We start from the raw sequence: 26747 nt of genomic DNA on the forward strand, positions 1-26747 counted from the left end.
TCCTAATTGTTGTCAGTTTTTAGCCTTGTCTGACTCTCTTTCGAGCAAGGTATTTGGTGCGAAGGGAGAGACTTGAACTCTCACGTCCGTAAGGACACTAACACCTGAAGCTAGCGCGTCTACCAATTCCGCCACCATCGCATTTTGTTCTTTTCCAGACTGAAAGCCGTTGGCTTTCCGAGAATCGGTAGTTTCTCTTATCCGGTTGAAAGTCGCAAGACCTTCGATATTAGTGGTGGCTACGACGGGATTCGAACCTGTGACCCCATCATTATGAGTGATGTGCTCTAACCAACTGAGCTACGTAGCCAAACCAAAAATATGGCTGGGGTACCTGGATTCGAACCAGGGAATGGCGGCATCAAAAGCCGCTGCCTTACCGCTTGGCGATACCCCAACAGCAACCACGCTTTAAAGCATGATCCTTAAATCTTTTACTCTTAAAGAGTAATGGTGCGGAAGGAGAGACTTGAACTCTCACACCTTGCGGCGCCAGAACCTAAATCTGGTGCGTCTACCAATTTCGCCACTTCCGCATTGTTGTTTTCTTATGAAAACGTTGCACTAAAAAGAATGGTGGCTACGACGGGATTCGAACCTGTGACCCCATCATTATGAGTGATGTGCTCTAACCAACTGAGCTACGTAGCCATCTTTTCGTTTCAGAGGTTTCCCCCTGAGTGCGGGGCGCATTATGCGAATTAGCGTCATAACCGTCAAGGCTTTTTCCAAGGTTTTTTTTGTAATTTGGCGACTTCGGTGTGAATTTAGACGATGTGGTGGAATTTATAACAATATGGGGTTGTAGCCTTCACGATTTCGTTACCTTGGAACGAAAAAAAGCTGGCAATAAGCCAGCTTTTTACGATTACTTTTACGTAATTATTATACGTTGAAGCGGAAGTGAATCACGTCGCCGTCTTTAACGATGTATTCTTTACCTTCAAGACGCCATTTACCTGCAGTCTTCGCACCTGACTCACCGTTGTTCTCGATGTAATCGTCGAAACCGATAATTTCTGCACGGATAAAGCCTTTTTCGAAGTCAGTGTGGATCTTACCTGCTGCTTGTGGCGCAGTTGCACCGACAGGGATAGTCCAAGCGCGTACTTCTTTAACACCAGCGGTGAAGTAAGTTTGCAGCGTCAGCAGATCGTAACCCGCGCGGATAACACGGTTCAGACCTGGTTCTTCCAGACCCATTTCTTCTAGGAACACAGCCGCTTCGTCAGCGTCTAGCTCAGACAGTTCGCCTTCGATTTCCGCACAAACCGCAACAACGGTTGCGCCTTCTGCTTCTGCGATTTCACGAACGATGTCCAGGTATGGGTTGTTCTCGAAGCCGTCATCGTTAACGTTAGCGATGTACATGGTTGGCTTCATGGTCAGGAAGTTCAGGTAATCAACCGCTGCTTTTTCTTCTTTAGTCAGTTGAACAGAACGCAGCATGTTGCCTTCTTCCAGAACTGGCAGCAGTTTTTCCAGAACGCTGATTTCGAATTTCGCGTCGCGGTCACCGCCTTTCGCTTTCTTCGCTTGACGCTGAATTGCACGCTCACATGCTTCCAAGTCAGACAGTGCCAGTTCAGTGTTGATAACATCGATATCGTCAGCTGGGTTTACTTTACCCGCAACGTGGATGATGTTGTCATTTTCGAAACAACGAACAACGTGGCCGATTGCATCTGTTTCACGGATGTTTGCCAGGAATTTGTTACCTAGACCTTCACCTTTCGATGCACCCGCAACCAGACCCGCGATGTCTACGAATTCCATCGTGGTTGGCAGGATACGCTGTGGGTTAACGATTTTTGCCAGTGCGTCCAAACGCAGATCTGGCACTGGTACCACGCCAGTGTTTGGTTCGATAGTACAGAACGGGAAGTTAGCCGCTTCAATACCTGCTTTGGTCAGAGCGTTGAACAGAGTTGATTTACCGACGTTTGGCAGACCAACGATACCGCATTTAAAACCCATGAGATGGTAACCTTTCGTTATATAAACAGAGTAATACCAAACAGATTAAGTACTTAACCCGTGGGGCTTGTTACTTAAGCTGTTTGGTATATGCACAACTCGCTGAGCTTATTGTGCCTTAAATGTATGCAGGCGATTTTGCGCCTTAGCCAGATCGTCTTTCAGCAGAATGTCGATACAACGTACCGCTTCGTCGACAGCTTGCTCGATTTGGCTGTGTTCGTTCGCAGGCGCTTTCGTCAGTACGTAGCCTGCGACTTTGTCTTTGTGTCCCGGATGTCCGATACCGACACGAAGACGATAGAATTCTTTGTTGTTGCCCATTTTGCTGATGATGTCGCGAAGGCCATTGTGACCACCGTGACCACCGCCTTTTTTGAACTTGGCAACACCCGGTGGCAAATCAAGTTCATCATGCGCCACCATGATTTCTTCCGGTTTAATTTGGAAGAATTTCGCCAGTGCTGAAACTGACTTTCCTGACAGGTTCATAAAGGTTGTAGGGACCAGCAAACGCAGATCTTCACCGCCCACACTGATTCTGGCAGTCAGGCCGAAGTACTTTTTGTCTTCTTTCAGCGACACGTTATGAATGCGTGCCAGCTCTTCAACTACCCAGGCACCCGCATTATGGCGGGTTTTAGCATATTCTGGCCCTGGATTTGCCAGACCCACTAAAAGACGAATTTGATCGCTCACGCAGAGATTCTCGTTGTTCTGTATTTTCAGTGATGAGCACAGACAGTAGAACCGCCCCGTGCCAAAAGCGGCTTATCCTACCATTATCTGCGCAAAACAAAAACGCCCCGCGAAAGCGAGGCGTTTTTCTCTAACAACTTTCGATTAGTCGAACATTGCAGAGATAGACTCTTCGTTGCTGATGCGACGGATAGCTTCAGCCAGCATGCCTGACAGTGTCAGTTGAGACACTTTACCGGTTGCTTGCATTTCCGCGCTCAGTGGGATTGAGTCAGTAACGATCACTTCGTCAATCACAGAGTCTTTGATGTTCTGTGGTGCGTTGCCAGAGAATACCGCGTGAGTTGCGTAAGCGAATACACGTTTCGCGCCACGGTTTTTCAGAGCTTCTGCTGCTTTACACAGAGTACCACCGGTGTCGATCATGTCGTCAACGATGATGCAGTCGCGACCTTCAACGTCACCGATCAGGTGCATAACCTGAGAAACGTTTGCACGTGGGCGACGCTTGTCGATGATTGCGATGTCAGTGTCGTCCAACAGTTTCGCTGTTGCACGTGCACGTACTACGCCACCGATGTCTGGAGAAACAACAACTGGATCTTCCAGTTTCTTCGCCAGCATGTCTTCTAGCAGAACAGGCGTACCGAAGATATTGTCTACTGGTACATCGAAGAAGCCTTGGATTTGTTCTGCGTGCAGGTCTACAGTCAGAACGCGGTCAACACCCACGTTAGACAGGAAGTCTGCGATTACTTTCGCAGTGATTGGCACACGCGCAGAGCGAACACGACGGTCCTGACGTGCGTAGCCAAAGTAAGGAATAACTGCAGTGATTCGGCCAGCTGATGCGCGACGCAGTGCGTCGATCATCACAACCAATTCCATCAGATTGTCATTGGTTGGCGCACAGGTCGACTGGATAACGAATACGTCGCTACCCCGTACGTTTTCATTGATTTGTACACACACTTCACCGTCAGAAAAACGGCTAACAGTAGCGTCACCTAGTGACATATACAGGCGATTCGCAATACGTTGAGCGAGTACAGGCGTTGCATTACCAGCAAACAGCTTCATATCAGGCACGGTGGAAAACCTCGGGGTTGTATCCATTGGGTGTTGACTGTCTCATCGTTTTTGCGACTCCAACGTGGTTAAGAGCGGTGAAGTATTCACACCACGAGCCACAAAGCCAGTGAGCCAGTCGGGCAATTGGTTAAATGTTGAACGGGCTGCCTCTTCATTTTCGAACTCAGCAAAAACGCAAGCACCTGTTCCGGTCAATCTTGACGGCGCGTATTCTAGCAGCCACGAAATAGCCTTATCAACCTCTGGGAACAACTCTCTGACAATCTTTTCGCAATCGTTTTCGTATTTTTCTGCCAATAGCTCATTTAATGTGCGCTTGGGTGTATTGCGAGTCAGGTTTTCGTGTCCAAAAATTTTGGCGGTAGGAATGCTAACATCCGGTTTTGCCACTAAATACCATTTCTCTGGTGCATGCGCCGGTTGAAGCTTTTCTCCGACACCTTCAGCGAATGCCGTGGTACCACGAACAAACACAGGCACGTCTGCGCCGAGTGCTAATCCCATTTCGGCTAATTCATCAACAGAGAGCTGTGTATTCCAAAGATAATTCAATGCTATCAGCGTAGTAGCGGCGTTTGATGAGCCACCGCCCAAACCACCGCCCATTGGCAACACTTTGTCGATATGGATATGTGCGCCGAGCTCGCAACCTGTTTTGGCTTTTATCGCCATAGCCGCGCGGTAAACCAGATTGTCTTCAACGTTAACGCCATCAATGTCTGGCGACAGGGTCACCTGACCAGCATCATTGGGGGTGATGGTCAGGCTGTCTCCGTAGTCCACAAACTGAAACAAGGTTTGTAAGTCGTGGTAGCCGTTGTCACGGCGACCTGTGATGTAAAGAAAGAGGTTGAGCTTGGCAGGTGAAGGCCAAACGCTAGCTTGTTGCATCATTCGTACGTCCACTGAGAAATGACGAGATTCACTTTCTGGTCATTCTGAGTCATCTTAATTTTTGAAGGCAGCAGGCTGTCAGTGTTGGCGTCATAACCGGTGTAATCGAGCTGCCAGCCTGGTTGGTTTGAATCGAGTGCGTTCTCACTCAAGGTCGCGAGACGGTTATCGGCACCGAGCTGGTAGTCGTTGTCAGCAGCCGGCAGGCCTTTAATCCAATACATCATGTCTTCGACAGGAAGGGCGACGCCTGTCAGCGAGCGCAAGAGTAAATCCGCATTTCCGCCGACGTAACGTTTACCGTCATTATCGACAAGCACAGCGCGCTCTGGTGTGGCATCCAGTTTGAGAAGCGTGGCACCAAGGAAGTTGGTCAAACGCAGAGAAAGGGTATCCCCTTCTTGTTGCCAGATAAAGTTGGCGGATACGCGCTGCTCAGGGCTGATAAAGGCCACTTTGCCCTTAACAGTGAAATCTTTAATGTTTGATAAAGCGGCTTTCTGGGCATCCCATTGCGTCGTTGGGGCTGGCGGTGGTGTCGTTGTACAGGCAGAAAGGCCAAAAAGGCTGAGAAACAAAAGGAGAATAAGGGGATGTTGTCGCTGCATTGCTAACTCCATGTCAAACCATGTTCCGTGCTAAGCGGAGTAGCCAGATTATATCCCTGTTGCTGGGAGAAATCTCTGTTCCGTTGATTTCGTGGAGATTGAGCGAGTGAAAGAGAAAGACGAACTCGCTGCGTTTTGTATGGAAAACCACCACAAATGTATGAGCTGTGAAGAAAAATTCACACTTCGCTTTGTTAGCGGGATAGGGAATATAATGTTATCTTTTATTCGACGGGCCCATAAAGTAAAATCCACGGTTCGGATTTCTCCTGGTGCTGTCGGTAACCCTGCTTAATGAGCTTGTTAGTTCTCGGAATCAATCACAAGACTGCTACAGTCGATTTGCGTGAAAAAGTCGCTTTTTCACCACAACAACTTCAAGATGCGCTTAACCAGCTTAAAGAAAAGCAGGTCGTGCAGAGTGGGGTTATTGTGTCTACCTGTAACCGAACCGAAATCTATTGTGAAGTAGACCAACCGAGTCCGGGTGCAGTGGTTGATTGGTTGCAGGAATTCCACAACCTTGACAGCGATGCCTTGTTACCTTGCCTTTATACCCATCACGACCAAGCGGCCGCGCAACACCTAATGCGTGTAGCTTGTGGTCTGGATTCTTTGGTGTTGGGTGAGCCTCAAATCTTGGGGCAGGTGAAACAAGCTTATGCGGAATCAGTCGATCATGATGCCATCAGTGGTGCGCTTGAGCGTCTGTTCCACAAAACCTTTACCGTTGCTAAACGCGTACGCACAGAAACTGACATTGGTGGCAACGCGGTTTCTGTGGCGTTCGCCGCGTGTTCATTGGCGCGTCAGATTTTCGAATCGCTGGAAAAATCCACAGCCTTGCTGGTAGGTGCGGGCGAGACCATTGAGCTGGTTGCCAAGCATCTTTATGAGCACAAGTGCCAGAATATCATTGTGGCAAACCGTACCCGCGAACGTGCTAAGCCGTTTGCTGATGCGTTTGGCGCAGAAATCATTTCACTGGAAGAAATTCCAGAGCATATGCATAAAGCCGACATCGTGATCAGTTCGACTGCTGCGCCATTGCCTATTATTGGCAAGGGCATGGTGGAGAAAGCGATCAAGGCGCGTCGTCACCAGCCAATGCTGTTGATTGATATTGCTGTGCCGCGTGATATCGAAGAAGAAGTGGGCGATCTCAACGACGCCTACCTCTATACCGTCGATGATTTGCACTCGATTGTGGAACGCAACCGAGAGCAGCGTAAAGCGGCGGCCGTGCAGGCCGAAGCCATTGTCGATGAAGAAAGCCTCAGTTTTATGACGTGGTTGCGCTCTCGTGATGCTGTCGACAGCATCAAACAATACCGTGCCCACTCTGAAGCCCTGAAAGAAGAGTTGTTGAGCAAAAGTCTGCAATCACTGGCTGGTGGTGCAGATCCTGCCAAAGTGCTGGCAGAGCTGAGCAACAAACTGACCAACAAACTGATCCATGCGCCGACCCAGGCCATGCAAGAAGCCGCCCGAAACGGTGACGAGCGCACGCTAGAAACACTGCGTCAAAGCTTAGGTCTGGATCCCCTGAAATAGTTTTAAGAATTACTATGAAACCATCTATCTCACCAAACTAGAAGTGCTCAGCGAGCGCTACGAAGAAGTACAACACCTGCTGGGTGATCCGGGCATCATCGGTGATCAGGACAAATTCCGCGCACTGTCAAAAGAGTACAGCCAGCTGGAAGAAGTGACCAAGTGTTTCAACGCCTATAAACAGGCCGTTGATGATTTGGAAGCTGCGCAGGAAATGGCAAACGAAGACGATCCAGAAATGCGTGAAATGGCACAAGAAGAAGTGAAAGCAGCGAAGGCAGAAATTGAACGCCTGACTGACGAGCTTCAAGTGCTTCTGCTGCCAAAAGATCCAAACGATGAGCGTAATTGTTTCGTTGAAATTCGTGCAGGTGCAGGTGGTGATGAAGCCGGTATTTTTGCTGGTGATTTGTTCCGCATGTACAGCCGTTTTGCAGAATCTAAAGGTTGGCGCGTAGAAGTCATCAACGCCAACAACTCTGAGCAAGGCGGTTATAAAGAGATGGTAGCGAAAATCTCTGGAGACGGTGCTTACGGCGTATTGAAGTTTGAATCTGGTGGTCACCGTGTGCAGCGTGTTCCTGCGACTGAATCTCAAGGCCGTGTTCACACCTCTGCGTGTACCGTTGCGATTCTGCCGGAAATCCCAGAAGCGGAAATCCCAGAAATTAACCCAGCAGATCTGAAGATCGACACCTTCCGTTCATCGGGTGCGGGTGGTCAGCACGTTAACACCACTGACTCTGCAATCCGTATTACCCACTTGCCAACGGGTACAGTGGTAGAGTGTCAGGACGAGCGTTCACAGCACAAAAACAAAGCGAAAGCGATGGCGGTTCTGGCAGCGCGTTTGATCAAAGCAGAAGAAGAAAAACGTGCCGCGGAACAAGCGAGCACGCGTCGTAACCTGCTGGGCTCGGGTGACCGTTCAGACCGTATCCGTACGTACAACTACCCACAAGGTCGTGTTTCTGACCACCGCATCACCCTGACGGTTTACCGTTTGGATGACGTGATGGAAGGGGACCTGAACTGTTTGATTGAGCCTATCAACCAAGAGTTCCAAGCGGATCAGCTGGCGGCTCTGGCTGAACAGCACTAATGCCAATCAGTATTGAAAATGCGCTGCGTGAAGCAGCGCTTTTGTTAGCTGAGCACCAAAGCCCATCACCGCGCAGTGATGCCTTGGTATTGCTGTGTCACGTCCTCGATAAACCAAGCAGCTATCTCTACACTTGGTCAGACAAACTGCTGACTGATGATGAGAACAACGCGTTTACCGCCTTGCTCGAACGCAGAAAGCTGGGCGAGCCTGTTGCTTACATCATCGGATATCGTGATTTTTGGTCGCTGCGTTTAAACGTTGAACCAAGCACCTTGATCCCTCGCCCTGATACAGAACGTCTGGTAGAACTCGCGCTTGAGCGTTTGCCGTCGCAAGCGGATTCTGTGCTAGATCTTGGCACCGGAACCGGTGCGATTGCGCTGGCGATTGCCAGTGAGCGAAAAGATCTGCAAGTGACCGGAGTTGACCTTCGTTCCGAAGCGGTGGCACTTGCCGAGCGCAACAGGGTTGAAAATGGTATTACTAATGCCCAATTTATGCAGAGCAGTTGGTTCGATAATGTGCCTGCACATCGCTTTAGCATGATTGTGAGCAACCCGCCGTACATTGACCCAGAAGACCCTCATTTGTCTCAAGGGGATGTGCGTTTCGAACCTAAATCTGCGCTCGTTGCTGATGACCATGGTTTGGCGGACATCCGCCAGATTTGCCAGCAAAGCCCAGACTTTCTCGTTGACGATGGATGGCTCCTGATTGAACACGGTTACGATCAGGGCGAACCCGTTCGCGCCATTTTTTCCGCGGCGGGATTCGTTGACGTTGACACACTGCACGATTATGCAGGGCTTGATCGTGTTACGCTGGGGCGTTTTGCGCGCTAGTACAAACGATACCCAAACAACCTGATTCCTGCATGTTCAGGTTGATTGGGTATACAACAAACAAGAAAGAGAGATTGACGGAATTATGTACGTTGCATTGAAGCATACTCACCTATTGTTTATCGCCTTGAGCGTGTCTTTGTTCATTTTGCGTTTTGTATGGCGTCAAATGGGCAGCCAGATGATGCAAAAGAAATGGGTGAAAGTCGTCCCGCACATCATTGATACGGGGTTGCTTGCAACAGGTATCGCGCTGATTGCCATTACGGGCTTTGTGCCATTTACCCCAGCGGGTATGTGGATGACTGAGAAGCTCACCTGTGTACTTGCCTATATCGCTCTTGGCTTTGTGGCTCTGCATTACAGCCACGGCACCATGTTCCGATACTTTGCCTTCTTTGGGGCACTGGGTTGGGTTTATGCCGCGGCTAACTTAGCAATTACGAAAACACCACTGCTGTTGGGGTAACAATGATCGCGTTTACAGATCAAGAACTTGATGAGCTGACGCTTGTAGAAGGCGCGCTGGCACTGAATGCTGCCATCGATTCCTCTACGTCGATGCATTGGGTTCGAGCGGAACTTGAGTTGTTGGCGAAAGAAGCCGAGAACGCATTGGCAGGGGAAGCTAACGACGAGTTGCGATTAGAAGGGTTGCTGCGCCTGTTCTACAAAGATTGGGGCTTTAGTGGCGACTTCGAACAATACTTTTCTTCCGAAAATGCCTTTGTTGAAAAAGTGCTGAAGCGCCGCAAAGGCATTCCAGTCAGCTTAGGTGCGGTGTTGCTGTTTTTCACTGAAAGACTTGAGTTGCCAGTGGAGCCAGTGGGTTTCCCAACGCAGCTCATTTTGAAAGTGAACTGGCGTGACCGTGCGCCGTCTTACATCAATCCGTTTGATGGCGAGTTTCTGTCAGAGCGTACCTTGCGCGGTTGGTTGATTGGCAAAGAAGGCCCCGTGGCGCAGTTGCGTCCTGAAGATCTTGAAGCATCCGACAATCCAACCTTGGTGGGTCGCTGGCTGGCCGTGATCAAAAGCGCATTGTTACGTGAAGAAAAGTACGACATGGCACTGCGCTGCAGCGAACTGGCATTGACCTTCAGCCCTGACGATCCGTACGAAATTCGAGATCGTGGCTACATCTTCCAGCAACTAAAATGTGACTGGGTAGCAGCAGAAGACTACGAATACTTTATTGCTCAGTGTCCGGATGATCCGGCTGCTGAACTCCTTAAGCTGCAAGTCAAAGTACTGACTGCAGAAGCTCCAATTTTCCATTAATCAGGAACTGACCATGACAACACAAAAAACGGTTCAAATTGGCGATATTCAAGTTGCTAACGACAAGCCATTTGTTCTATTTGCCGGGATGAATGTGTTGGAATCTCGCGATCTGGCGATGCAGATCTGTGAGCACTACGTGGAAGTGACCCAGAAACTGGGTATTCCTTATGTGTTTAAAGCCTCTTTCGACAAAGCGAACCGCTCATCTGTGCACTCTTACCGTGGCCCTGGTCTGGAAGAAGGCATGAAGATCTTCCAAGAGCTGAAAGACACCTTTGGCGTGAAAATCATCACTGACGTTCACAATGAAGCGCAAGCGCAGCCTGTGTCTGAAGTGGTTGACGTTATCCAGTTGCCAGCATTCTTGGCGCGTCAAACTGACTTGGTTGAAGCGATGGCGAAAACCGGTTCAGTGATCAACGTGAAAAAACCACAATTCATGAGCCCGGGTCAGGTGGGTAACATCGTTGATAAATTCGCGGAGTGCGGCAACGAGAAGGTGATCCTGTGTGAGCGTGGCGCATGTATGGGCTATGACAACCTTGTGGTTGATATGCTGGGCTTCGACGTAATGAAAAAGGCAAGCAACGGCAGCCCAATCATTTTCGACGTGACCCACTCACTGCAATGTCGTGACCCGTTCGGTTCAGCATCTGGCGGTCGTCGCTCTCAAACGGTTGATCTGGCACGTGCAGGTTTGGGCACTAAGATCGCGGGTCTGTTCATTGAAGCGCACCCGAATCCAGACAGCGCGCGTTGTGATGGTCCTTCAGCACTTCCTCTGGACAAGCTGGAGCCGTTCCTGAAGCAAATGAAAGCACTGGATGATCTGGTAAAAAGCTTCGACGAGCTGGATATCCAATAAGGATTTCTTGTTCAGCGAGACAAAAGAAAAGCCGGCGAAAGCCGGCTTTTTTGTGTCTGATGTAACGCCAAGAATTACAGCTTGAAGCGCGAGATTTCGCTGTTGAGCTGCTGAGACAGACTTGAAAGCTCAGACGCCTGAATCGTTGCTTGATTCGCTTCTTCCGCCAACTCATCCGACGCGTTGCGAACCGCGTCGGTGTTACGGGTGATTTCCGCCGTCACCAAAGATTGCTCCTCTGCGGCAGACGCAATTTGAGTTGCCATGTCACTGATGGTTGATACTGACGACGTGATTTGTGACAGGCTGTCTGTCGCGCTGCTGGCGTCTTCCACGCTGGTGGTCGCAAGGTGACGACTATCTTGCATGATCTGAACTGCTGACTGTGTGGTGGATTGCAGCGTTTCAATCGTCGCCTGAATCTCACGGGTTGAATCGTGGGTACGCTGACTCAGTACACGAACTTCATCGGCAACCACAGCAAAGCCACGACCTTGTGCGCCTGCACGCGCCGCTTCAATCGCCGCGTTCAGTGCCAGCAAGTTTGTTTGCTCGGCGATATCTTGAATGGTCGACAAGATAGAATTAATGCTTTGCGCGTGGGCATGCAACTCGGTAATGACAGACGTTGCTGATTCGACTTCTGTCGACAGATTACCGATAGACTGTTGGCTTTGGTTGACCTGAGATGCACCCGTGTGCGAACGATTCACCGCATCTTTTGACAGTTGCGCGGTATTTTCTGCGCTGCCTGCAATTTCCTGCGTGGCGGCTGCCATCTGGTTAATTGCGGTCGCGACCATGTTGATTTCATCTTGCTGGCCGCGAATACGAGAGCTTCGAATATTGGCGTGCTCGGCTGCACTTGAGGCTTGCTCAGACAGGGCTTCTCCGACGCTCTTCAGATGCGTCACCATGGTGTGCATGTTCGCCACGAAGGTGTTGAAGTTGTGTGCCAGTTGACCCACTTCATCGTTGCTATGCGGTGTGAGGCGCTGTGTTAGGTCTGCTTCGCCGCTTGCGATTTCTGCCATCGCTTTTGACACGCGGTTCAAATCTCTAAACAGCACATTCACCAGCCAAACCGACAGTGCCAGTACCACCAGAGTAACGCCAAAGCTGGTAATAATAAGCGTGGTTACCGCGCTGTTGTGTTCTGCAAGTTCTGTGCTCATGTCCAGTTCAATACCAATGAACCAATCTGCGGATGGTAAAGAAACGAAGTAGTAGGCTTTTTTGTCGCCGTTTAGTTCCATTGGCAGAAGATTGTCTTCGCTCGCTGATTGACGCACTGCGCTCATGGTGAGTGCTGGGTTGTAACGCTCCAGACGCTCACCGTTTAGGGACGCATCATTGTGCGCGATGATCACGCCTTTGCCCGTCACCAACATACCGACGGCGTTGTCACCGAAATCAAACTGGGAAAGGTCATCAACAATTTTGCGCAGGCTGATATCACCACCCAGCACGCCTTGAAGCTTACCGTTGCGATAAACAGGCGTTGCAATGGTGACCATGGTTTCACCAGTCAAAGCATCTGTATACGGGTCTGTACAAACCGTATCGTTGGCTTTAACCGCATCTATATACCAAGGGCGCTGACGTGGGTCGATATCAACGCTGGCACCGTTTGCCAGAGCCAGTGAACCGTCAGTTTCCGCGTAGAACGTCATGGCAAAATTGCCGGAGACTTGGAGCATTTCCAGCGCATTGATTTCATCTTCATGCGGCTGCGTTTTGACAAAGCCTGTCATTGCTGTCGCGTAAGCTTCTAACCAGTTGGTAAAGCCGACTCTCGCTACTTCAGACATGCTTTCGACACGGTATTCAAGGCTGTGGTTGGTTTGCGATGAGAGTTGGTTTGCGGCCAGCAGTGACAAGGTGGTTGCCATTGCAATAACAGCGATAAGGCAGGTGCCAATCAACTTCTGCTTAAGAGTGAGCGTCATGTTTACTTCCTTGCATGGAACTCAAAATAGTAAAGCAAGCCCGACTGCCGTTAACGTTTCAAGGTTGGTGTTGATTCAGTTTGCAATCCCATGTTGAGCGGCATGGGGTAATCCGTTGACTCGAGGTGAGCGTGGCGGGTGACTTTCAGACTGTGACAACATCGAAACGTTACAGGCAAAGAGAACCTGCAAAGTGAATTTTCGTACGATGTTCTATATCGACGTCTCGGGATTGTACTTTAAGAAAAAGTGCGACTGAAAGAGAGTTTTTTTACAACACGATGAATTGACAAAACAATTTCGAGATCTTGGTTCAGTGTTTGGCTTGTGATCAGATTGATGGTTAGAGCGTCATGTTCGGCATGAACTTTCACCGTTGGCAGGGGGGGAGGGATAAAATAAAGAGACGTTTAGACGTCTATTTGTTGACGGGGAAAACGTTTCCTTTTACTCTGCGCTTCACATCACAAAAAATATGCAACACAACATGACAGAGAAGCAATCACAAATCAAACCTTCAGCGCTCGCGCTCTTGCCCTTTGGGCTTTTCCTTTGCCTGTTTATCGGTACTGGTATCTACTTCTCGGCGCAAAACGTCGACTTCGCCTTTTACCAATTGCCTGCACCGATAGCGGTTTTACCAGCCATTGTTCTTGCTGTATTGATGAGCAAAGAAAAGCTCAATGCAGCGATTGGTCAATTCATTGAAGGTGTTTCGCATCGCGACATCACCGCAATGTGTCTTATCTACTTGCTTGCAGGCGCATTCTCGGCTGTTGCTAAAGCAACTGGCGGTGTTGATGCAACAGTAAACTTGGGTCTGGCGGTATTGCCATCGAGCTTTATTCTGCCGGGTCTGTTCCTGATCTCAGCCTTCATCGCAACCGCGATGGGTACATCAATGGGTACCATTGCAGCGGTTGCGCCAGTTGCGCTGGGTATCGCACAAACGACGGGCATTGACTCTGCGCTGATGGCAGGTGTTGTGCTAAGCGGTGCGATGTTTGGTGACAACCTTTCTATCATTTCTGACACCACGATTGCGGCAACGCGTTCGCAAGGCTGTCACATGAAAGACAAGTTCCGCGAGAACGTGAAGATTGCTGTACCTGCGGCATTGGTTGCTCTGGTGATCTTCTTCTTTGCGAACGAAGTGACACAAGCTCCGGTTGCATCAGATGTGGATTGGTTGGCGGTTCTGCCTTACCTGACCATCTTGATCCTAGCTGTTTCTGGTATGAACGTATTCGTCGTACTGTCTATCGGTATCGTGTTTGCAGGTATCGTTGGCATTGTTCAAACACCTGACTACAGCATGATGGCGTTCAGCAAAGACATCTACGCAGGTTTCGGCAACATGCAGGAAATCTTCCTTCTGTCTTTGCTTATTGGCGGTCTGGCTGAGCTGATGCGTCAACAAGGTGGTCTAGCTTTCGTTACCGACAAGCTGAGCCGTTTGATTATGGCGCGTGCAGACAAAGCCGCAGAGAAAGGCTCGCCACGCGCAAGCGAAGCAGGCATTGCGCTGCTGGTCAGCATGACCAATATGTGTACCGCGAACAACACGGTAGCAATCATTGTTGCTGGTGGCGTAGCGAAAGAACTGGCGACACAACATGACGTTGCGCCTAAACGCAGCGCAAGCCTTCTGGATATTTTCTCGTGTGTTATCCAAGGTCTGTTGCCATACGGTGCACAAGCACTGCTGCTCGGCTCTATTTTCGAACTGTCTCCACTGGCGGTTGTTAGCCAGTCTTACTACTGCTTCCTGCTGGCGATTGCTGCGGCATTTGCCATTGCCCGCTCTAAAGGCCAGCACGGCAAATAATAAAAACCTCCACCCAAATCGCTGAGCGAAAACTCCGCGATTTGGGTGTGATTCGGTGATCCATCTAGCACTTTGTTGAAAGAAGAATGTGATGGTTGGCGTAACTATTTAGACTACATCGTGAAATACGATTATTTACGTTAACCATAACAGTGTGAGTACACACTCATCTTGTTAACGCGGAAATCCCTTTTCGCACTATCAACAGAATAATAGGTACACCCCATGACGGATCGCCTTTCTCTTAAAGCAGCAATCAGTGCTGCGTTGCTTGCTTCACTGGCTGGTTGTTCAACCACGCAAAATACGGACATCCCACCGGGCTGGCAGCCTGACACCACCTACAACATCACCATCTTGCATACCAACGACAACCATGGCCGTTTCTGGCACAACAAATATGGTGAGTACGGTATGGCAGCGCGTAAAACGCTGATCGACAATCTGCGCCAAGATGCTGAAGCGAAAGGTTCTGCCGTACTGCTTCTGTCAGGCGGTGACATCAACACTGGTGTACCTGAGTCAGATCTGCAAGATGCAGAGCCGGATTTCAAAGGCATGACCATGATCGGTTATGACGCGATGGCTCTGGGTAACCACGAATTTGATAACCCGCTGGACGTGCTTGAGAAGCAAATGCAGTGGGCAGATTTCCCAATGTTATCGGCAAACATCTACGACAAGGCGACGGGCGAGCGTAAGTATCAGGCATACCAAATGTTTGAGAAAAACGGCCTGCGCATTGCGGTTATCGGCTTAACCACCGAAGACACAGCGAAGATTGGTAACCCAGAATTTATCGGCGAGCTAGAGTTCCGCGACCCTAAAGCGGAAGCGAAGAAGCTGATTGCTGAAATCGAAGAAACTGAAAAGCCTGACATGATCATTGCGGCGACGCACATGGGCCACTACGAAGATGGTAACCGCGGCGTGAACGCACCGGGTGACGTCGCTCTGGCGCGTTACTTGGACGAAGGCACGTTGGACATGATTGTGGGTGGTCACTCACAAGAGCCTGTCTGTATGGAAGGCCCAAACATGTACAACACGTCGTTCAAGCCAGGCGATGAGTGTAAGCCAGACCAACAAAACGGCACTTGGATTGTTCAGGCGCATGAGTGGGGCAAATACGTCGGTAAGGCTGATTTCGAATTCCGTAACGGTGAATTGAATCTGGTCTCTTACGACTGATCCCTGTGAACTTGAAGAAGAAAGTGAAGGTGAACGGCGAGAAGAAACGCGTCTTCATCCAAAACGAGATTCCAAAAGACAAAGAGATGTACGACTTCCTGAAACCGTATCAGGAAAAAGGCCAAGATCAGCTAAATATCAAGATTGCTGAAACCAGCGGTAAACTGGAAGGTGACCGTAACGTTGTACGTTTCGAGCAAACTAACCTAGGCCGTATGATCGCAGCAGCGCACATGGATCGCGCAAAAGCGGATTTCGCAGTCATGAACTCTGGCGGTGTGCGTGACTCTATCGAAGGCGGTGACGTTACTTACAAAGACGTGCTGACAGTACAACCGTTCGGCAATATGGTGACCTACACCGACATGACGGGCGCAGAAGTGCTGGATTACCTCAATGTGGTAGCGACCAAGCCAGTTGACTCGGGTGCATACGCGCAATTCTACGGCATCTCGATGACTGTCTCTCCGGACGGCGTTAGCGATGTAGTGATTGGTGGTGAAGCACTGGATCCAAACAAAACCTACCGCTTCACTGTACCTAGCTACAATGCAGCGGGCGGAGATGGCTATCCGAAAATCAGCGACCACCCAGGCAACGTCAACACAGGTTTCGTTGATGCTGAAGTGCTGAAAGACTTCCTTGAGAAGAACTCGCCAATTGATGTAAACAGCTATGCACCAAACGGTGAAATTGTTTACAAGTAATTGAGTAGATCAATGCTTCTCGGTTAGGGAAATGTCCCGCTTTGAGAAAATTGGAACAATGACAAAAAAGGCACTGGTGACAGTGCCTTTTTCTATGTCATTATCAGCTTACGATTTATAAGGGTTTGCTTTATCAAACTTGTTAAAGCGGCTCGCTAGCAACAAGAGATCTATCGGATGACACCGGCAATTACCCTCGCGGAAAAAGCAGGCATTTCCTTTCATGTTCACAGCTATGAGCATGACCCACATAACACTAACTTTGGGCTGGAAGCGGCAAGCGTACTCGGACAAGACCCTGAGCGCGTGTTTAAGACGCTTCTGTTTGCCATGAATGGTGACCCGAAAAAGTTGGCGGTAGCGGTTGTCCCTGTATCAGGGCAATTGGACTTGAAATCAGCGGCCAAAGCGGCGGGTGCAAAAAAAGCTGAGATGCTAACCCGGATATCGCCGAGAAAACCACAGGGTACATCGTGGGTGGCATTAGCCGCTAGGCCAGAAAAAACGCCTGCCAACGTTTCTTGATGCCAGCGCAGAGGGTTTTGAAACCATTTACGTTAGTGCAGGTCGACGTGGCCTCGAAATTGAACTTTCTCCTTCCGATCTCCTCTCACTAACACAGGGGAAAATGGCAACAATCGGTAAGCAGGGGAAATAAAACATGCGCGTATCGTGGCAAGTTATTTTATTGGGTTCTTTGGTCTCTTTTTCTTCCATGGCGATTGAGAAATCAACGCTTCTGGAGTGCTATAAAACCAATGAGACGCATGTTGAAGTGACCGCTTGCTCGATAATTACCTCTCTATGGCTGAGAGTAAGCTCGGACATGTACAGGCGCAGCTAAGCCAAAAAATGTCTGAGTTGGACCAAGTGACCTCGCATGGTCATGCTGAAGCCTCTGCTGCGAAAGCGTACGAAGGTTTTTCAGATTGGCGTAACAAGCAATGCAAGCTCGTCGAGGCAACATTTGCGTCTGGATCAGGGAGTGGTCAGGCGTACTTAAATTGCATGATTGATGTCACCAACGAGCAAATATCGCGATTGAAGCACTTAATGGGTAGCAAGGAGTAAGCGAAGTGAGTGTGTCTGTTTGGCTGAGTCTGGTGTTGGTCTGTATGTTAGGCGCAATGTCGCCAGGACCGAGCCTTGTGGTAATGGTCAGACATAGTCTGGCAGGTGGGCGATTACATGGCATAGTCGCTGCGTGGGCGCACGCGCTGGGGGTTGGCCTTTATGCTGTGCTTACCTTGCTGGGTCTAGCTGTCATCCTTCAAGAATCACCGATGGTGTTTAAAGGTATCGCTTACGCGGGTGCGGCCTATTTAGCGTGGCTCGGTATTAAATCTATTCGTGCCAATGGTGGCGTTGCTGCCAAATTGGAAAAAGGCGAGAAAACCACATTGCTTGAAGCGGCCAGAGACGGTGCCATGATTTCAGTCCTCAACCCTAAACTGGCATTGTTCTTCTTGGCTCTGTTCAGCCAGTTTGTTGCCATCGGGACTGACATTACCAGCCGTTCTATCATTGTACTGACGCCGATTATCATCGACGGTCTGTGGTATACCATTGTGGCGCTGGTGCTTTCATCTAGTCGTATGTTGGAAAAGCTTAAGCAACGTGCGGTGCTTATCGACAGGCTCTGCGGCGTCGTGTTGATTGGCTTGGCGGCACGTGTGGTTGTTGCGCTCTAAATACCTCAAACCGTACTTAGCAAAAAGGCACTCATTGAGTGCCTTTTTCGTTTTAACCTTTGCGCGCCAAGTGGCGTTCGCGGGTTTCGAGTTTCTTCTCTTGGCTTTTCTTCAAAAGCACGTAAACCGCACCCGTTCCACCTTGGTGACGCTGCGCTGAGTGGAAACATTGCACGTCGGTGATTTGTTCCAACCACTGGCACACATAGCTTTTCATCATTGCTGGTGGATTGGAACGCTCGCCTTTACCGTGGACAATAACCACAGTACGAATATCCATTTTCTGACACTGCTTGAGAAACTTCAGTATCTCGTCACGAGCATCTTTCAAGGTGAACTTGTGTAAGTCCAGACGCGCATGGGCATCATACTTGCCCAGTCTTAACTTACGAAATACACCGTCCTGAACACCGGAGCGTTTAAACGCCACAATATCATCAGGCTTGAGCATTTTTGCGTAATCCAGAGAAAGGTATTCTGGATCACCTTCAGACAGCGACTGCGCCGCTTCTTGGCGAGCGAGCTGCGCCTCTGTTGGTTTGTGAGCCTGTGCCGTTGTATCAACCGTATCGTGCTTGATAGGCGCAACGTCAGACATCATCTCCCGAAATAAATCGAACTCGTTGTTACCGTTCATGGTCTTTGCGGGTTAGTGAAGCATCGCCAGAGTATATACCGAATTGATCACGATACCCAAGCGACAGTAGCGGGTGGCGTATGCAGGTTGCATTGGTGTCTTGAATAGTTCTCTGACCAGAAATAAAGGCGCGTAGAAATGAAAAAAACCAGCAAGAAAGCCTTGCTGGCGTAAGCAAATGGAGAGAATTGAAACTTTCTAGTATTGAATAATTAGTTTGATTCAGGCGTCTTCATTGCCTTGTACACAAAGAAGCAACCCATAAAGCTGATCATGCCCAGAGCCACAAAAATCACGATCATTGAGGAGAGGCCGATAGCGTTGCCGAAAAGTAGGTCTAACCAGAAATCCATGTTTGAGTGTCCTCTGTCTGTAAACGTTACAGATAGGTTGCCAATTGGTGAAAGTTTCAACGATGATCCAGATCAATGGATCGGGGGTTAGTAGCACGTGACTGTCTATGGTGTGTTTGTGGTCGCATTTCACCCGTCTTGGTGATCCTTTGAGCGAACGGTCCGTAAAAGGTCAAAAACGTGAGAAAACACTTGAGTCTGGGCCAAGGATGAGTATTATTAGCCACCTCTAAGGCGTACAGCGTACTTGGAAACAGTCGGTGAATAGCGCAGTTTGGTAGCGCATCTGGTTTGGGACCAGAGGGTCGGGGGTTCGAATCCCTCTTCACCGACCACTAACTCTAGTCTTAAGCTGAATAGCTTGAGCAACATCGTCGGTGAATAGCGCAGTTTGGTAGCGCATCTGGTTTGGGACCAGAGGGTCGGGGGTTCGAATCCCTCTTCACCGACCACTAATTCAAGACTTGAGCTGAATAGCTTAAGCAACATTGTCGTTGAATAGCGCAGTTTGATGGCGCATCTCGGCTCCTGGGAATAGCGGACCAGAGGGTAACCCTCTGAATAGCAAAACCAAGTGAAAACAAATTTAGTTCGGTGAATAGCGCAGTTTGGTAGCGCATCTGGTTTGGGACCAGAGGGTCGGGGGTTCGAATCCCTCTTCACCGACCACCATTAGATAGCCTGCTCAATGAGCAGGCTTTCGTCGTATTGGGAAAGTGAAAAGTGATTGTTAGTCATGCGTGCCGCATGATGGGCCGGGTACGGAAGGCCGCCCCGTTCCAATCCCTCTTCACCGACCACTATTAGAAAGCCTGCTCAATGAGCAGGCTTTCGTCGTTTTAGGCCGCGTTAAAGCGAGGCTTTTCTGTTTGTCGTGAAAACTCTCGAAACGAATGCAGGGTTTTTGATGCGTCGGGAGTGCGCTAGAATGGGGCAGTTTTCAGGTGCCCCTGAGCAATGGCAAAGGAATTGGAATGAAAAAATCTATCTATCTTTGGTTTATTCTGCTTTTTCTCGTTTCGATGATCGTAACGAAAGTTGTTGTGAGTGGTTAATACCACTCACCATGAACGCTAGTTTGGCAACGACATGTTGCAACTGACCTTTTGACCCTCATTAAGGGCTTTCACTGTAAAGCCATCATCTTCTAGCAAATCAAGTAATCCCTCATTGCCATAGAGGTGTAACGCACCGACGACAACTGTGTAGACGCCTTGGCTGAAATGCTCGGTATTACTTAAGGTTTCCGCCCAGCGGCGATTGCGGTCAGTGATTATCACCTCTTCAAGCTCACCTGACTCTTCCATCATCTCATCGACAACATCAGTCAGGGCATGGCTGTCACCCGCTTCCCACGCATCAATCATACACGGCATGATCTCTTGCGACTCTTCCCAGTGATTTAGGGTATCGAGTAAGAGGGGCAGACCGTCGTCTCTCATTGAGGAAATAAAGTCCAACTGCTCCTGAACGGTTTCCAGCGCAATGATGGGGATATTTTTTTGCTGTGCCAGCGTCAGGAAATGCACATCAATGCCAAGTTGAGGCTCAAGGCCCAGTTGTTGGGTCTGTGCTTGTTGAATCGCCATGGCTGCTTGCCACGGTGGCATGTTTTGAAGCGCGATAGGCGGCAGGCTTACATCTTTAGCAATGTTGTTCAGCGTCACTTGCTCTTGAGCATTCAAAAACGTTTTTGATGCTTCGCCAGCTGGTACGGTGAACTGGGTATCGTTGAAAAGGTCGGCTTCGACAATGAGGCCTTCGCTGTCACTGAAGGCGTCAGTGATTTCTTGGGGGAGGGGATAAAAACTTGGTTTTCCCATGTGGACAGAGCCCATCAGGACAAAATTCAGTTCACCTCTTTGGGCTTGCCATACAGTCGGCTCTGCAATGACATTAGCTGCAAAAAGCAGTGAGAAAAGAGGAAGTAACAGTTTTTTCATAAAGCCCCCATACCAGAACTTACCCAGTATGGAGACTTAGCAACCAAAAGTCTTTCTTAGTTGTGGGTGTTGTACACCATGGTCATGCCATTTTTAGAAAAGCCGATAACATCGTAACGGTCTTTCTGGTCGCCATATTCCATGCCTGGTGAGCCAATTGGCATACCCGGTACTGCCAGACCCGCCAGCTTAGGCTTTTGCTCTAGGAAGTTTTTCACGTCGCTTGCTGGGATGTGGCCTTCGAACAGGTAACCATCAATCACTGTCGTGTGACAAGACGCAAGTTGAGGTTTGATGCCTAGCTTCATTTTGATTGGGTTCATGTTGACATGGTCTTCAGACTTCATTTCAAAGCCGTTTTCTTCCATGTGCTTAACCCACTCTTTACAGCAACCGCAGTATGGGGATTTATAAGTGATTCCGGTTGCAGCCATGGTGCTCGCAGAAAGCATTGCCAGCGAAAATGCGGCCAATTTAGGCAATTTTTTCATCGTTGTCTCCTCAACGCTTTGATATTTTATTGCAGCAGTGAGGCGCGTGTTTCGCGCCATCTGCTAAGTTCCTGTCACCAAACTGGTAAAGACTGCGCCTCAGTCTTTGCCACAGTGATTGAGAGTAAGGCAGCGATACCTTCCTCTCGATGTATTCGAGAGAAACCTCTCGTGCATCGTATGTCACCACCAGACTGCGTTTTCCGTTGGTGACTGACTGAACGCCGTTTATCGCAGACAGCTTTTTCAGCACATCATCAGACACATCGGCATTCAATCTTAGTTTTCGTGATACGCAAAATGCGTTGTTCGCTTCACGGTTCATTTGGTGTCTGTCTTTCCAGCAATCCAAAACCACCAGATGATCAGTGCGATCAAACCAAGCCCAATGAGATTTACCAGCATGATTACTTCCTCTTGCTTGGGTTAAACCAACGCAGACGGTTGGCATTGCTCACTACGGTAATGGAGGACAATGCCATCGCAGCACCTGCGACCACTGGGCTTAACAACGAACCGGTGAGGGGATATAGCACACCCGCTGCAATTGGAATACCCAGAGAATTGTAAATAAATGCTCCAAACAAGTTTTCTTTCATGTTGCGAAGCGTGGCTTTTGACAACAGCAGACCATCGGTTGCCGCATCAATGGAGTGACGCATTAAGGTCATTTGCGCACTTTCAATAGCGACATCACTACCGCTACCAATTGCGATACCGACCTCTGCTTTCGCAAGGGCAGGCGCATCGTTAATGCCATCACCAATCATGGCGACTTTTTTGCCTTGTGCCTGAAGTTGAGTGACTACATCGGCTTTACCGTCAGGCAGCACACCCGCAATCACATTACTGATGCCTGCCTGCGCGGCGATGGCTTTTGCCGTATCTGGGTGATCGCCTGTTAGCATGACAACGTCAAAGCCCAGTCGTTGAAGCCTTGCAACCGCTGCTGCGGAGTCATGACGAAGCGGGTCACTGATCCCGATAATGCCAAGAAGCACTTGGTTGCTGGCAAGGTAAACGGCTGTCTCTCCGCGTTTTGCAAGCTCTAGTGCTTGGCTATCAGAGGCGTCGGTATCTATGCCTTGTTCTTGCATTAGTCGCGCATTACCTAGTAGGTACGTGTTTCCGTCGATGTCGGCTTTCAGGCCCTTACCTGGAATGCCTTCAAAGCCATGAATGACGGACAAAGTCAGCGATTCTTTTTCTGCTGCATCCAACACGGCTTTGGCCAGTGGGTGCTCAGAGCCTTGCTCGAGGCTTGCGGCAATTTGAAGAATCACATTCTGCTCACTTTGCAGGGCGACAACCGAGGTCACTTGTGGCTTACCTTCGGTGAGCGTGCCGGTTTTATCCAGCACCACAGTATCTACTTTCGCAGCGTGTTGGAGCGATTCTGCATCGCGGATAAGTACGCCCAGTTCAGCGGCGCGACCCACACCCGTTGTTACTGACATGGGTGTTGCCAAGCCCAACGCACAAGGACAAGCGATGATCAGCACGGTTGTTGCAGTGACCAGCATAAAGCTTAACTTTGGATCGGGGCCGAAGTTGTACCATCCAATGCGGTCAGGATCGCGATGATCATGACGGTCGGGACGAAGATGGCTGATACTGTGTCTGCCATACGTGCTAGTGCCGGTTTGCTGTTCTGCGCTTGTCTTACCAAGTTAATGATGCGCGACAGCATGGTGTCGCTACCAATGCCGGTTGCTTTGAAGACCAAGCTACCGTTTTGGTTAACCGTACCAGCATGGAGTGTTTCGCCTTGGGTTTTTCGCACCGCCAAAGGCTCGCCTGTCAGCATCGACTCGTCGACAAAGCTTTCGCCACTCTCTACCACGCCATCGACTGGGATTTTTGCACCCGGTTTTACACGAAGTAACATGCCAGCTTGTACATCCGCTAATGACACTTCGCGCTCTTTGCCATCTTCAATCAGCAATGCGGTTTGCGGTTGCAAGTCCAGCAGGCGATCTAACGCTTTTGACGTAGATGCACGTGCTCTGGCTTCCAACGCATGGCCTAAAGTGACCAGGCCGATGATCATGGCTGAGGCTTCAAAGTAAACGTGTCGTGCTTGCTCAGGAAAGAGTGCTGGCATGATGACGACCGCAGCAGAGTAAAGCCACGCAGCACCGGTACCCAGTGCCACCAAGGTGTCCATGGTCGCTCTGTGGTGGCGCGCGGCTTTATAAGCGTTCACGAAGAAGTGTTTACCCGAGGTGCAAAGCAACGCGAGTGTGACTAGCGCGATAATGCCCCAGCCAATTTGGCTTGCTGTGCTTTCGATGGTCATTGAGCCACCCAGCAAACCCCAAGCCATCAGCGGTGCACCTAAACCCAGTGCCAGCCATGTGTTGCGCTTGTGTTCAGAAAACTGCTCTGCATGCATCACGGCTTGGCGTTCACGGCGTGTCGCTTCATCTTCACTGACTTCTGCGCCGTAACCCGCTTCCTCCACAGCATGGATAAGCGTTTCTACGTTTGCTGCACCTTTAATCGAAGCGGTTCTTTCAGCAAAGTTCACGCTGACCGATTCAACGCCCGCAACGGCTTTCAGTGCTTTTTCTACCGAAGAGACACAGCTTGCGCAGGTCATGCCTGACAGGATCAGTTGTTGAGTTGGCGCGTTACTTGATGTCGCGGGTGTTGTTGTTGCATCTGACGTGCGGTCTACGGTGGCATTTTGAATGTCGGTAACCGCATCCACAGGCCGCTTCGGTCGGATTCAGACTCATCAGGAACCTGATAGCCCGTTGCCTCGACGATGGCGGTGATTTTCGCGCGATCCAACAGTCCCGTGATGCTGGCTTCTGTTTTGGAGATGTCAGCGTGGAAGACATCTTGCGATTGCTCAAAAGCAGTAGTCAGTTTCGCGACGCAACGTCCGCAACTGAGTCCTGCTAACGGCACAGTGACAGTTTGACCAACGCGATAACCCAAAGACTCAACCGCATTGATGATGTCACTCAATGGTACATCAGCGTTAACCGTCAGAGATGTCGGAGTAGCGTCCACTGTGGTCACGCCGGATATAGGTTCTACCGCGGCAATCACTTTGCGCGCACAGCCCATGCAATTCAGACCTTGCAGGGGCAGGGTTCTGAATGTGGATTCAGCGGTTGGGATCGGCGATGTCGATACGTCTTGAAGTGCCATAACCATTACCTTATGCCCGATTTGCAACTTGCGTTCGAGCAGGACTATTGTTCATAATGCCGAAGCATAAACCTTCCACCAACTGTAAGGTCAAGGGTCGTTTTTGACAGGAGTGAATAATGAAAATAAATGAAGTAGCTCGCCTGACGGGTCTTACAACCAAAACAATTCGTTTTTACGAACAAAAAGGTGTGATCAGTGAACCTCACCGTAGCGAGAATGGCTACCGAGATTACGGCGACCGTCATATCAGTGAATTGCAGATGATCAAACGTTCGCGCTTAGTGGGCTTTAGCTTGGACGAGTGTCAGGAGTTGCTTGAGATGTCGCGAGATCCTAATCGACGCAGTGCAGATGTGAAGCAAAAAGCACTGGAGAAGATCTCTGAGATCGATGAGAAAATCAAAGAGCTTCAAGCAATGAAGACATCGTTGAAAACCTTGGCAAGCTCCTGCCCGGGTAATGACAGTGCGTGCTGTCCAATCATAGAAGCTTTATCGAAAGGCGAAGAGTGATCGGTGTGAAACACTGAGATAAATACCTGTTGATTTTGAAGTCAATCCAATAAGCACAAAAGGAAATGGTTGCTTATTAAGCGTTTCATCAAAGCCGTGAGAGCATTCAGTCTCAAAGGATAGCGTCTGGAGATGGCGATGAAAGTGCTTAAAATTCTTGGTGGTACCATTTTGGCGTTGGTACTTGTGTTGGTTGGCGTATTTTTCTTGATGCCAGCACCCGAAAAACCGGTGCCGACTGGTCGCTATGCCGTTGGCATCAGTGAGTTTGAAGTCAAAGATGGCGCAACGTGGGTACCAGTCACTGCTTGGTATCCGGCCAGCACAAACGAAGGAACCGCCTTCCCCTATATGGATACTTATCTCGCTGAAGCCTTTGCTCAGCAACAAGGTCTTCCCGCCGCATTGCTAGAAGATACTCGACCTTCTCATGCCGTCATCAATGCAGAGGCAGCGGAGGGTAAACACCCTGTCCTTTTGTTTAATCATGGCTTTGGCTCGTTTGCCACTCAAAACCTGACCCAAATGGAAGAGCTGGCGAGCCAGGGGTACATCGTGTTGTCGCTCAGTCATCCAATGCACAGCATGGTGAGTAAAAATGCGGAGGGCGTGCTGGTCTATCAACGCGCCCCTCTAACGCAAGAAGAAATTGCACAGGCAGTCGATATTGGTGATAGAACTTCGAAGGCTATGCGTGCCAGTCAATCATTCGAACAATGGGTTGCGGCGTCCTCTGCTCTGGAAGCGGGTCTTTTTAAATCCATGCCTGCTACTATCCAAGAATGGGCAAGTAACAATGAGGTAGTGCTGAATGCGCTGGTTTCATTATCGACAACGCATCCTGATCTTCCTTTCGCAAACCAGCTAGACGCCGAACGAATTGGTGCGCTTGGGCATTCTTTTGGCGGCAGCGTCGCGGCGCATTTGGCCTTTAACAACCCGCAAATAAAAGCCGCGATGTCGCTGGACAGTTTCATCTATCCAAGTTCTGTGAGCGATCAAAGTGCGCCGATTTGTGTCTTGTATGGAGACACCAGCACACCGCCAGCACAAGAGAGTATGGCGTGGGTGAACAAGACACTGCTCGCCTCGTTGGCCTCTGAAGGAAATTGTGAAGTCTTGTTTAAAGGTGCGGCACACATGAATTTTTCTGATGTTAACCATTTGCCAGGCGTGTCCTTTGTGGGGTTGACTGGTCAGATTGACCCTAAGTTCATGCATCAGGCATCTAACAGACAAATACTGGGTTTCTTTGACCACCACTTCAAAGGCACGCCATTGCCAGGCTCGGTCGACGGGGTGGAAGTGGTGCTGCACTAACAAAAAAAGCCGCTCAATGAGCGGCTTTTCTTTTATCGCA

The 26747-nt window shown here is 49.6% G+C and carries 22 protein-coding genes, 8 tRNA genes and 3 pseudogenes; 16 read left to right on the plus strand and 17 right to left on the minus strand.

The features are described from left to right. Positions 1-54: 54 nt before the first annotated feature. The 10 genes from ATN88_RS22585 to lolB form a co-directional block, all read right to left on the minus strand. A tRNA-Leu gene (locus ATN88_RS22585) sits at positions 55-141 on the minus strand. A 92-nt stretch (positions 142-233) separates the two neighbouring features. After that, positions 234-310: transfer RNA gene (locus ATN88_RS22590), tRNA-Met, on the minus strand. 12 nt (positions 311-322) lie between these two features. Continuing rightward, positions 323-397: transfer RNA gene (locus ATN88_RS22595), tRNA-Gln, on the minus strand. 54 nt (positions 398-451) lie between these two features. Further along, positions 452-536, minus strand: a tRNA-Leu gene (locus ATN88_RS22600). Positions 537-574: 38 nt separating this feature from the next. Continuing rightward, positions 575-651, minus strand: a tRNA-Met gene (locus tag ATN88_RS22605). Positions 652-885: 234 nt separating this feature from the next. Continuing rightward, entirely contained in the window at positions 886-1977 is a 1092-nt protein-coding gene (ychF, locus tag ATN88_RS22610) for a redox-regulated ATPase YchF (protein WP_067419790.1), read from the minus strand. 108 nt (positions 1978-2085) lie between these two features. After that, positions 2086-2676 carry an aminoacyl-tRNA hydrolase gene (gene pth / locus ATN88_RS22615; protein ID WP_067419791.1) on the minus strand — a complete coding sequence of 197 codons (591 nt, stop codon included), beginning with the start codon at positions 2674-2676 and terminating at the stop codon, positions 2086-2088. 144 nt (positions 2677-2820) lie between these two features. Next, positions 2821-3765, minus strand: coding sequence for a ribose-phosphate pyrophosphokinase (locus tag ATN88_RS22620; protein WP_067419947.1), 945 nt, complete (start codon positions 3763-3765; stop codon positions 2821-2823). A 42-nt stretch (positions 3766-3807) separates the two neighbouring features. Further along, positions 3808-4662: a 4-(cytidine 5'-diphospho)-2-C-methyl-D-erythritol kinase gene (gene ispE / locus ATN88_RS22625; RefSeq protein WP_067419792.1), complete on the minus strand. Its 855-nt coding sequence runs from the start codon at positions 4660-4662 to the stop codon at positions 3808-3810. After that, positions 4659-5270 carry a lipoprotein insertase outer membrane protein LolB gene (gene lolB / locus ATN88_RS22630; RefSeq protein ID WP_067419793.1) on the minus strand — a complete coding sequence of 204 codons (612 nt, stop codon included), beginning with the start codon at positions 5268-5270 and terminating at the stop codon, positions 4659-4661. Before lolB ends, ispE begins: the two co-directional genes overlap by 4 nt. Before the next feature lie 294 nt (positions 5271-5564). Here lolB and hemA point away from each other — a divergent pair, with 294 nt between their 5' ends. The 6 genes from hemA (at position 5565) to kdsA (ending at position 10920) form a co-directional block, all read left to right on the plus strand. After that, entirely contained in the window at positions 5565-6824 is a 1260-nt protein-coding gene (hemA, locus tag ATN88_RS22635; RefSeq protein ID WP_067419794.1) for a glutamyl-tRNA reductase, read from the plus strand. A 22-nt stretch (positions 6825-6846) separates the two neighbouring features. Then, entirely contained in the window at positions 6847-7926 is a 1080-nt protein-coding gene (gene prfA, locus ATN88_RS22640) for a peptide chain release factor 1 (RefSeq protein WP_067419795.1), read from the plus strand. Beyond that, positions 7926-8771 carry a peptide chain release factor N(5)-glutamine methyltransferase gene (gene prmC, locus ATN88_RS22645; RefSeq protein ID WP_067419796.1) on the plus strand — a complete coding sequence of 282 codons (846 nt, stop codon included), beginning with the start codon at positions 7926-7928 and terminating at the stop codon, positions 8769-8771. The genes prfA and prmC overlap by 1 nt, the downstream gene beginning before the upstream one ends. An 85-nt stretch (positions 8772-8856) precedes the next feature. Continuing rightward, entirely contained in the window at positions 8857-9240 is a 384-nt protein-coding gene (locus ATN88_RS22650) for a SirB2 family protein (RefSeq protein ID WP_067419797.1), read from the plus strand. A 2-nt stretch (positions 9241-9242) separates the two neighbouring features. Further along, positions 9243-10052, plus strand: coding sequence for a SirB1 family protein (locus tag ATN88_RS22655; RefSeq protein WP_067419798.1), 810 nt, complete (start codon positions 9243-9245; stop codon positions 10050-10052). Between the two features lie 13 nt (positions 10053-10065). After that, positions 10066-10920 (plus strand): 3-deoxy-8-phosphooctulonate synthase, encoded by an 855-nt coding sequence (gene kdsA, locus ATN88_RS22660; protein WP_067419799.1) that lies wholly within the window; start codon positions 10066-10068, stop codon positions 10918-10920. A gap of 74 nt (positions 10921-10994) precedes the next feature. On the opposite strand, the gene ATN88_RS22665 is transcribed toward kdsA, so the two are convergent. Beyond that, complete coding sequence (locus tag ATN88_RS22665; protein WP_067419800.1) at positions 10995-12869, minus strand: methyl-accepting chemotaxis protein; 1875 nt, start codon at positions 12867-12869, stop codon at positions 10995-10997. Positions 12870-13356: 487 nt separating this feature from the next. On the opposite strand from ATN88_RS22665, the gene ATN88_RS22670 reads away from it, so the two are divergent. The 5 genes and pseudogenes from ATN88_RS22670 (at position 13357) to ATN88_RS22690 (ending at position 18286) form a co-directional block, all read left to right on the plus strand. Further along, a complete protein-coding gene (locus ATN88_RS22670; protein WP_067419801.1) occupies positions 13357-14697 on the plus strand; it encodes a Na+/H+ antiporter NhaC family protein in 1341 nt (446 codons plus the stop codon). A gap of 225 nt (positions 14698-14922) precedes the next feature. Next, positions 14923-16595 (plus strand): annotated as a pseudogene (ushA, locus tag ATN88_RS22675) (bifunctional UDP-sugar hydrolase/5'-nucleotidase UshA). A gap of 177 nt (positions 16596-16772) precedes the next feature. Beyond that, positions 16773-17253, plus strand: a pseudogene (gene ybaK, locus ATN88_RS22680) (Cys-tRNA(Pro) deacylase). Positions 17254-17378: 125 nt separating this feature from the next. After that, entirely contained in the window at positions 17379-17666 is a 288-nt protein-coding gene (locus ATN88_RS22685) for a lysozyme inhibitor LprI family protein (protein ID WP_067419802.1), read from the plus strand. A gap of 5 nt (positions 17667-17671) precedes the next feature. Beyond that, the gene (locus ATN88_RS22690; RefSeq protein WP_067419803.1) at positions 17672-18286 is read left to right on the plus strand and encodes a LysE family translocator; all 615 of its coding nucleotides are present in this window, start codon (positions 17672-17674) and stop codon (positions 18284-18286) included. Positions 18287-18338: 52 nt separating this feature from the next. Here ATN88_RS22690 and smrA read toward each other — a convergent pair whose 3' ends face one another. Next, positions 18339-18923, minus strand: a complete 585-nt coding sequence (smrA, locus tag ATN88_RS22695; RefSeq protein ID WP_083539560.1) for a DNA endonuclease SmrA — start codon at positions 18921-18923, stop codon at positions 18339-18341. Positions 18924-19135: 212 nt separating this feature from the next. Continuing rightward, a complete protein-coding gene (locus ATN88_RS25695; RefSeq protein WP_083539561.1) occupies positions 19136-19276 on the minus strand; it encodes a DUF3149 domain-containing protein in 141 nt (46 codons plus the stop codon). Between the two features lie 258 nt (positions 19277-19534). Here ATN88_RS25695 and ATN88_RS22700 point away from each other — a divergent pair. The 3 genes from ATN88_RS22700 (at position 19535) to ATN88_RS22710 (ending at position 19945) form a co-directional block, all read left to right on the plus strand. After that, positions 19535-19611, plus strand: a tRNA-Pro gene (locus tag ATN88_RS22700). A gap of 40 nt (positions 19612-19651) precedes the next feature. After that, positions 19652-19728: transfer RNA gene (locus tag ATN88_RS22705), tRNA-Pro, on the plus strand. Between the two features lie 140 nt (positions 19729-19868). Then, positions 19869-19945 (plus strand) — tRNA-Pro (locus tag ATN88_RS22710). Between the two features lie 404 nt (positions 19946-20349). On the opposite strand, the gene ATN88_RS22715 is transcribed toward ATN88_RS22710, so the two are convergent. The 4 genes and pseudogenes from ATN88_RS22715 to ATN88_RS22730 all read right to left on the minus strand — a co-directional run bounded on the left by ATN88_RS22715 (position 20350) and on the right by ATN88_RS22730 (position 24788). Further along, the gene (locus tag ATN88_RS22715; protein WP_067419805.1) at positions 20350-21219 is read right to left on the minus strand and encodes a TraB/GumN family protein; all 870 of its coding nucleotides are present in this window, start codon (positions 21217-21219) and stop codon (positions 20350-20352) included. Positions 21220-21275: 56 nt separating this feature from the next. Beyond that, complete coding sequence (locus ATN88_RS22720; protein ID WP_067419806.1) at positions 21276-21710, minus strand: DUF411 domain-containing protein; 435 nt, start codon at positions 21708-21710, stop codon at positions 21276-21278. A 10-nt stretch (positions 21711-21720) separates the two neighbouring features. Then, the gene (locus ATN88_RS29025; RefSeq protein WP_198158449.1) at positions 21721-22161 is read right to left on the minus strand and encodes a heavy-metal-associated domain-containing protein; all 441 of its coding nucleotides are present in this window, start codon (positions 22159-22161) and stop codon (positions 21721-21723) included. Next, positions 22118-24788: pseudogene (locus ATN88_RS22730) on the minus strand (heavy metal translocating P-type ATPase). The gene ATN88_RS29025 and the pseudogene ATN88_RS22730 overlap by 44 nt, the downstream one beginning before the upstream one ends. A 203-nt stretch (positions 24789-24991) precedes the next feature. Between ATN88_RS22730 and cueR the strand changes: the two are divergent. Both cueR and ATN88_RS22740 read left to right on the plus strand, forming a co-directional pair. Continuing rightward, positions 24992-25387, plus strand: coding sequence for a Cu(I)-responsive transcriptional regulator (gene cueR, locus ATN88_RS22735; protein WP_067419808.1), 396 nt, complete (start codon positions 24992-24994; stop codon positions 25385-25387). 138 nt (positions 25388-25525) lie between these two features. Continuing rightward, on the plus strand, positions 25526-26707 hold the full coding sequence (locus ATN88_RS22740) for an alpha/beta hydrolase family protein (protein ID WP_198158439.1): 1182 nt from the start codon (positions 25526-25528) through the stop codon (positions 26705-26707). Positions 26708-26747: the final 40 nt, after the last annotated feature.

Source organism: Enterovibrio coralii (assembly GCF_001559595.1).
GTDB classification, from domain to species: domain Bacteria; phylum Pseudomonadota; class Gammaproteobacteria; order Enterobacterales; family Vibrionaceae; genus Enterovibrio; species Enterovibrio coralii.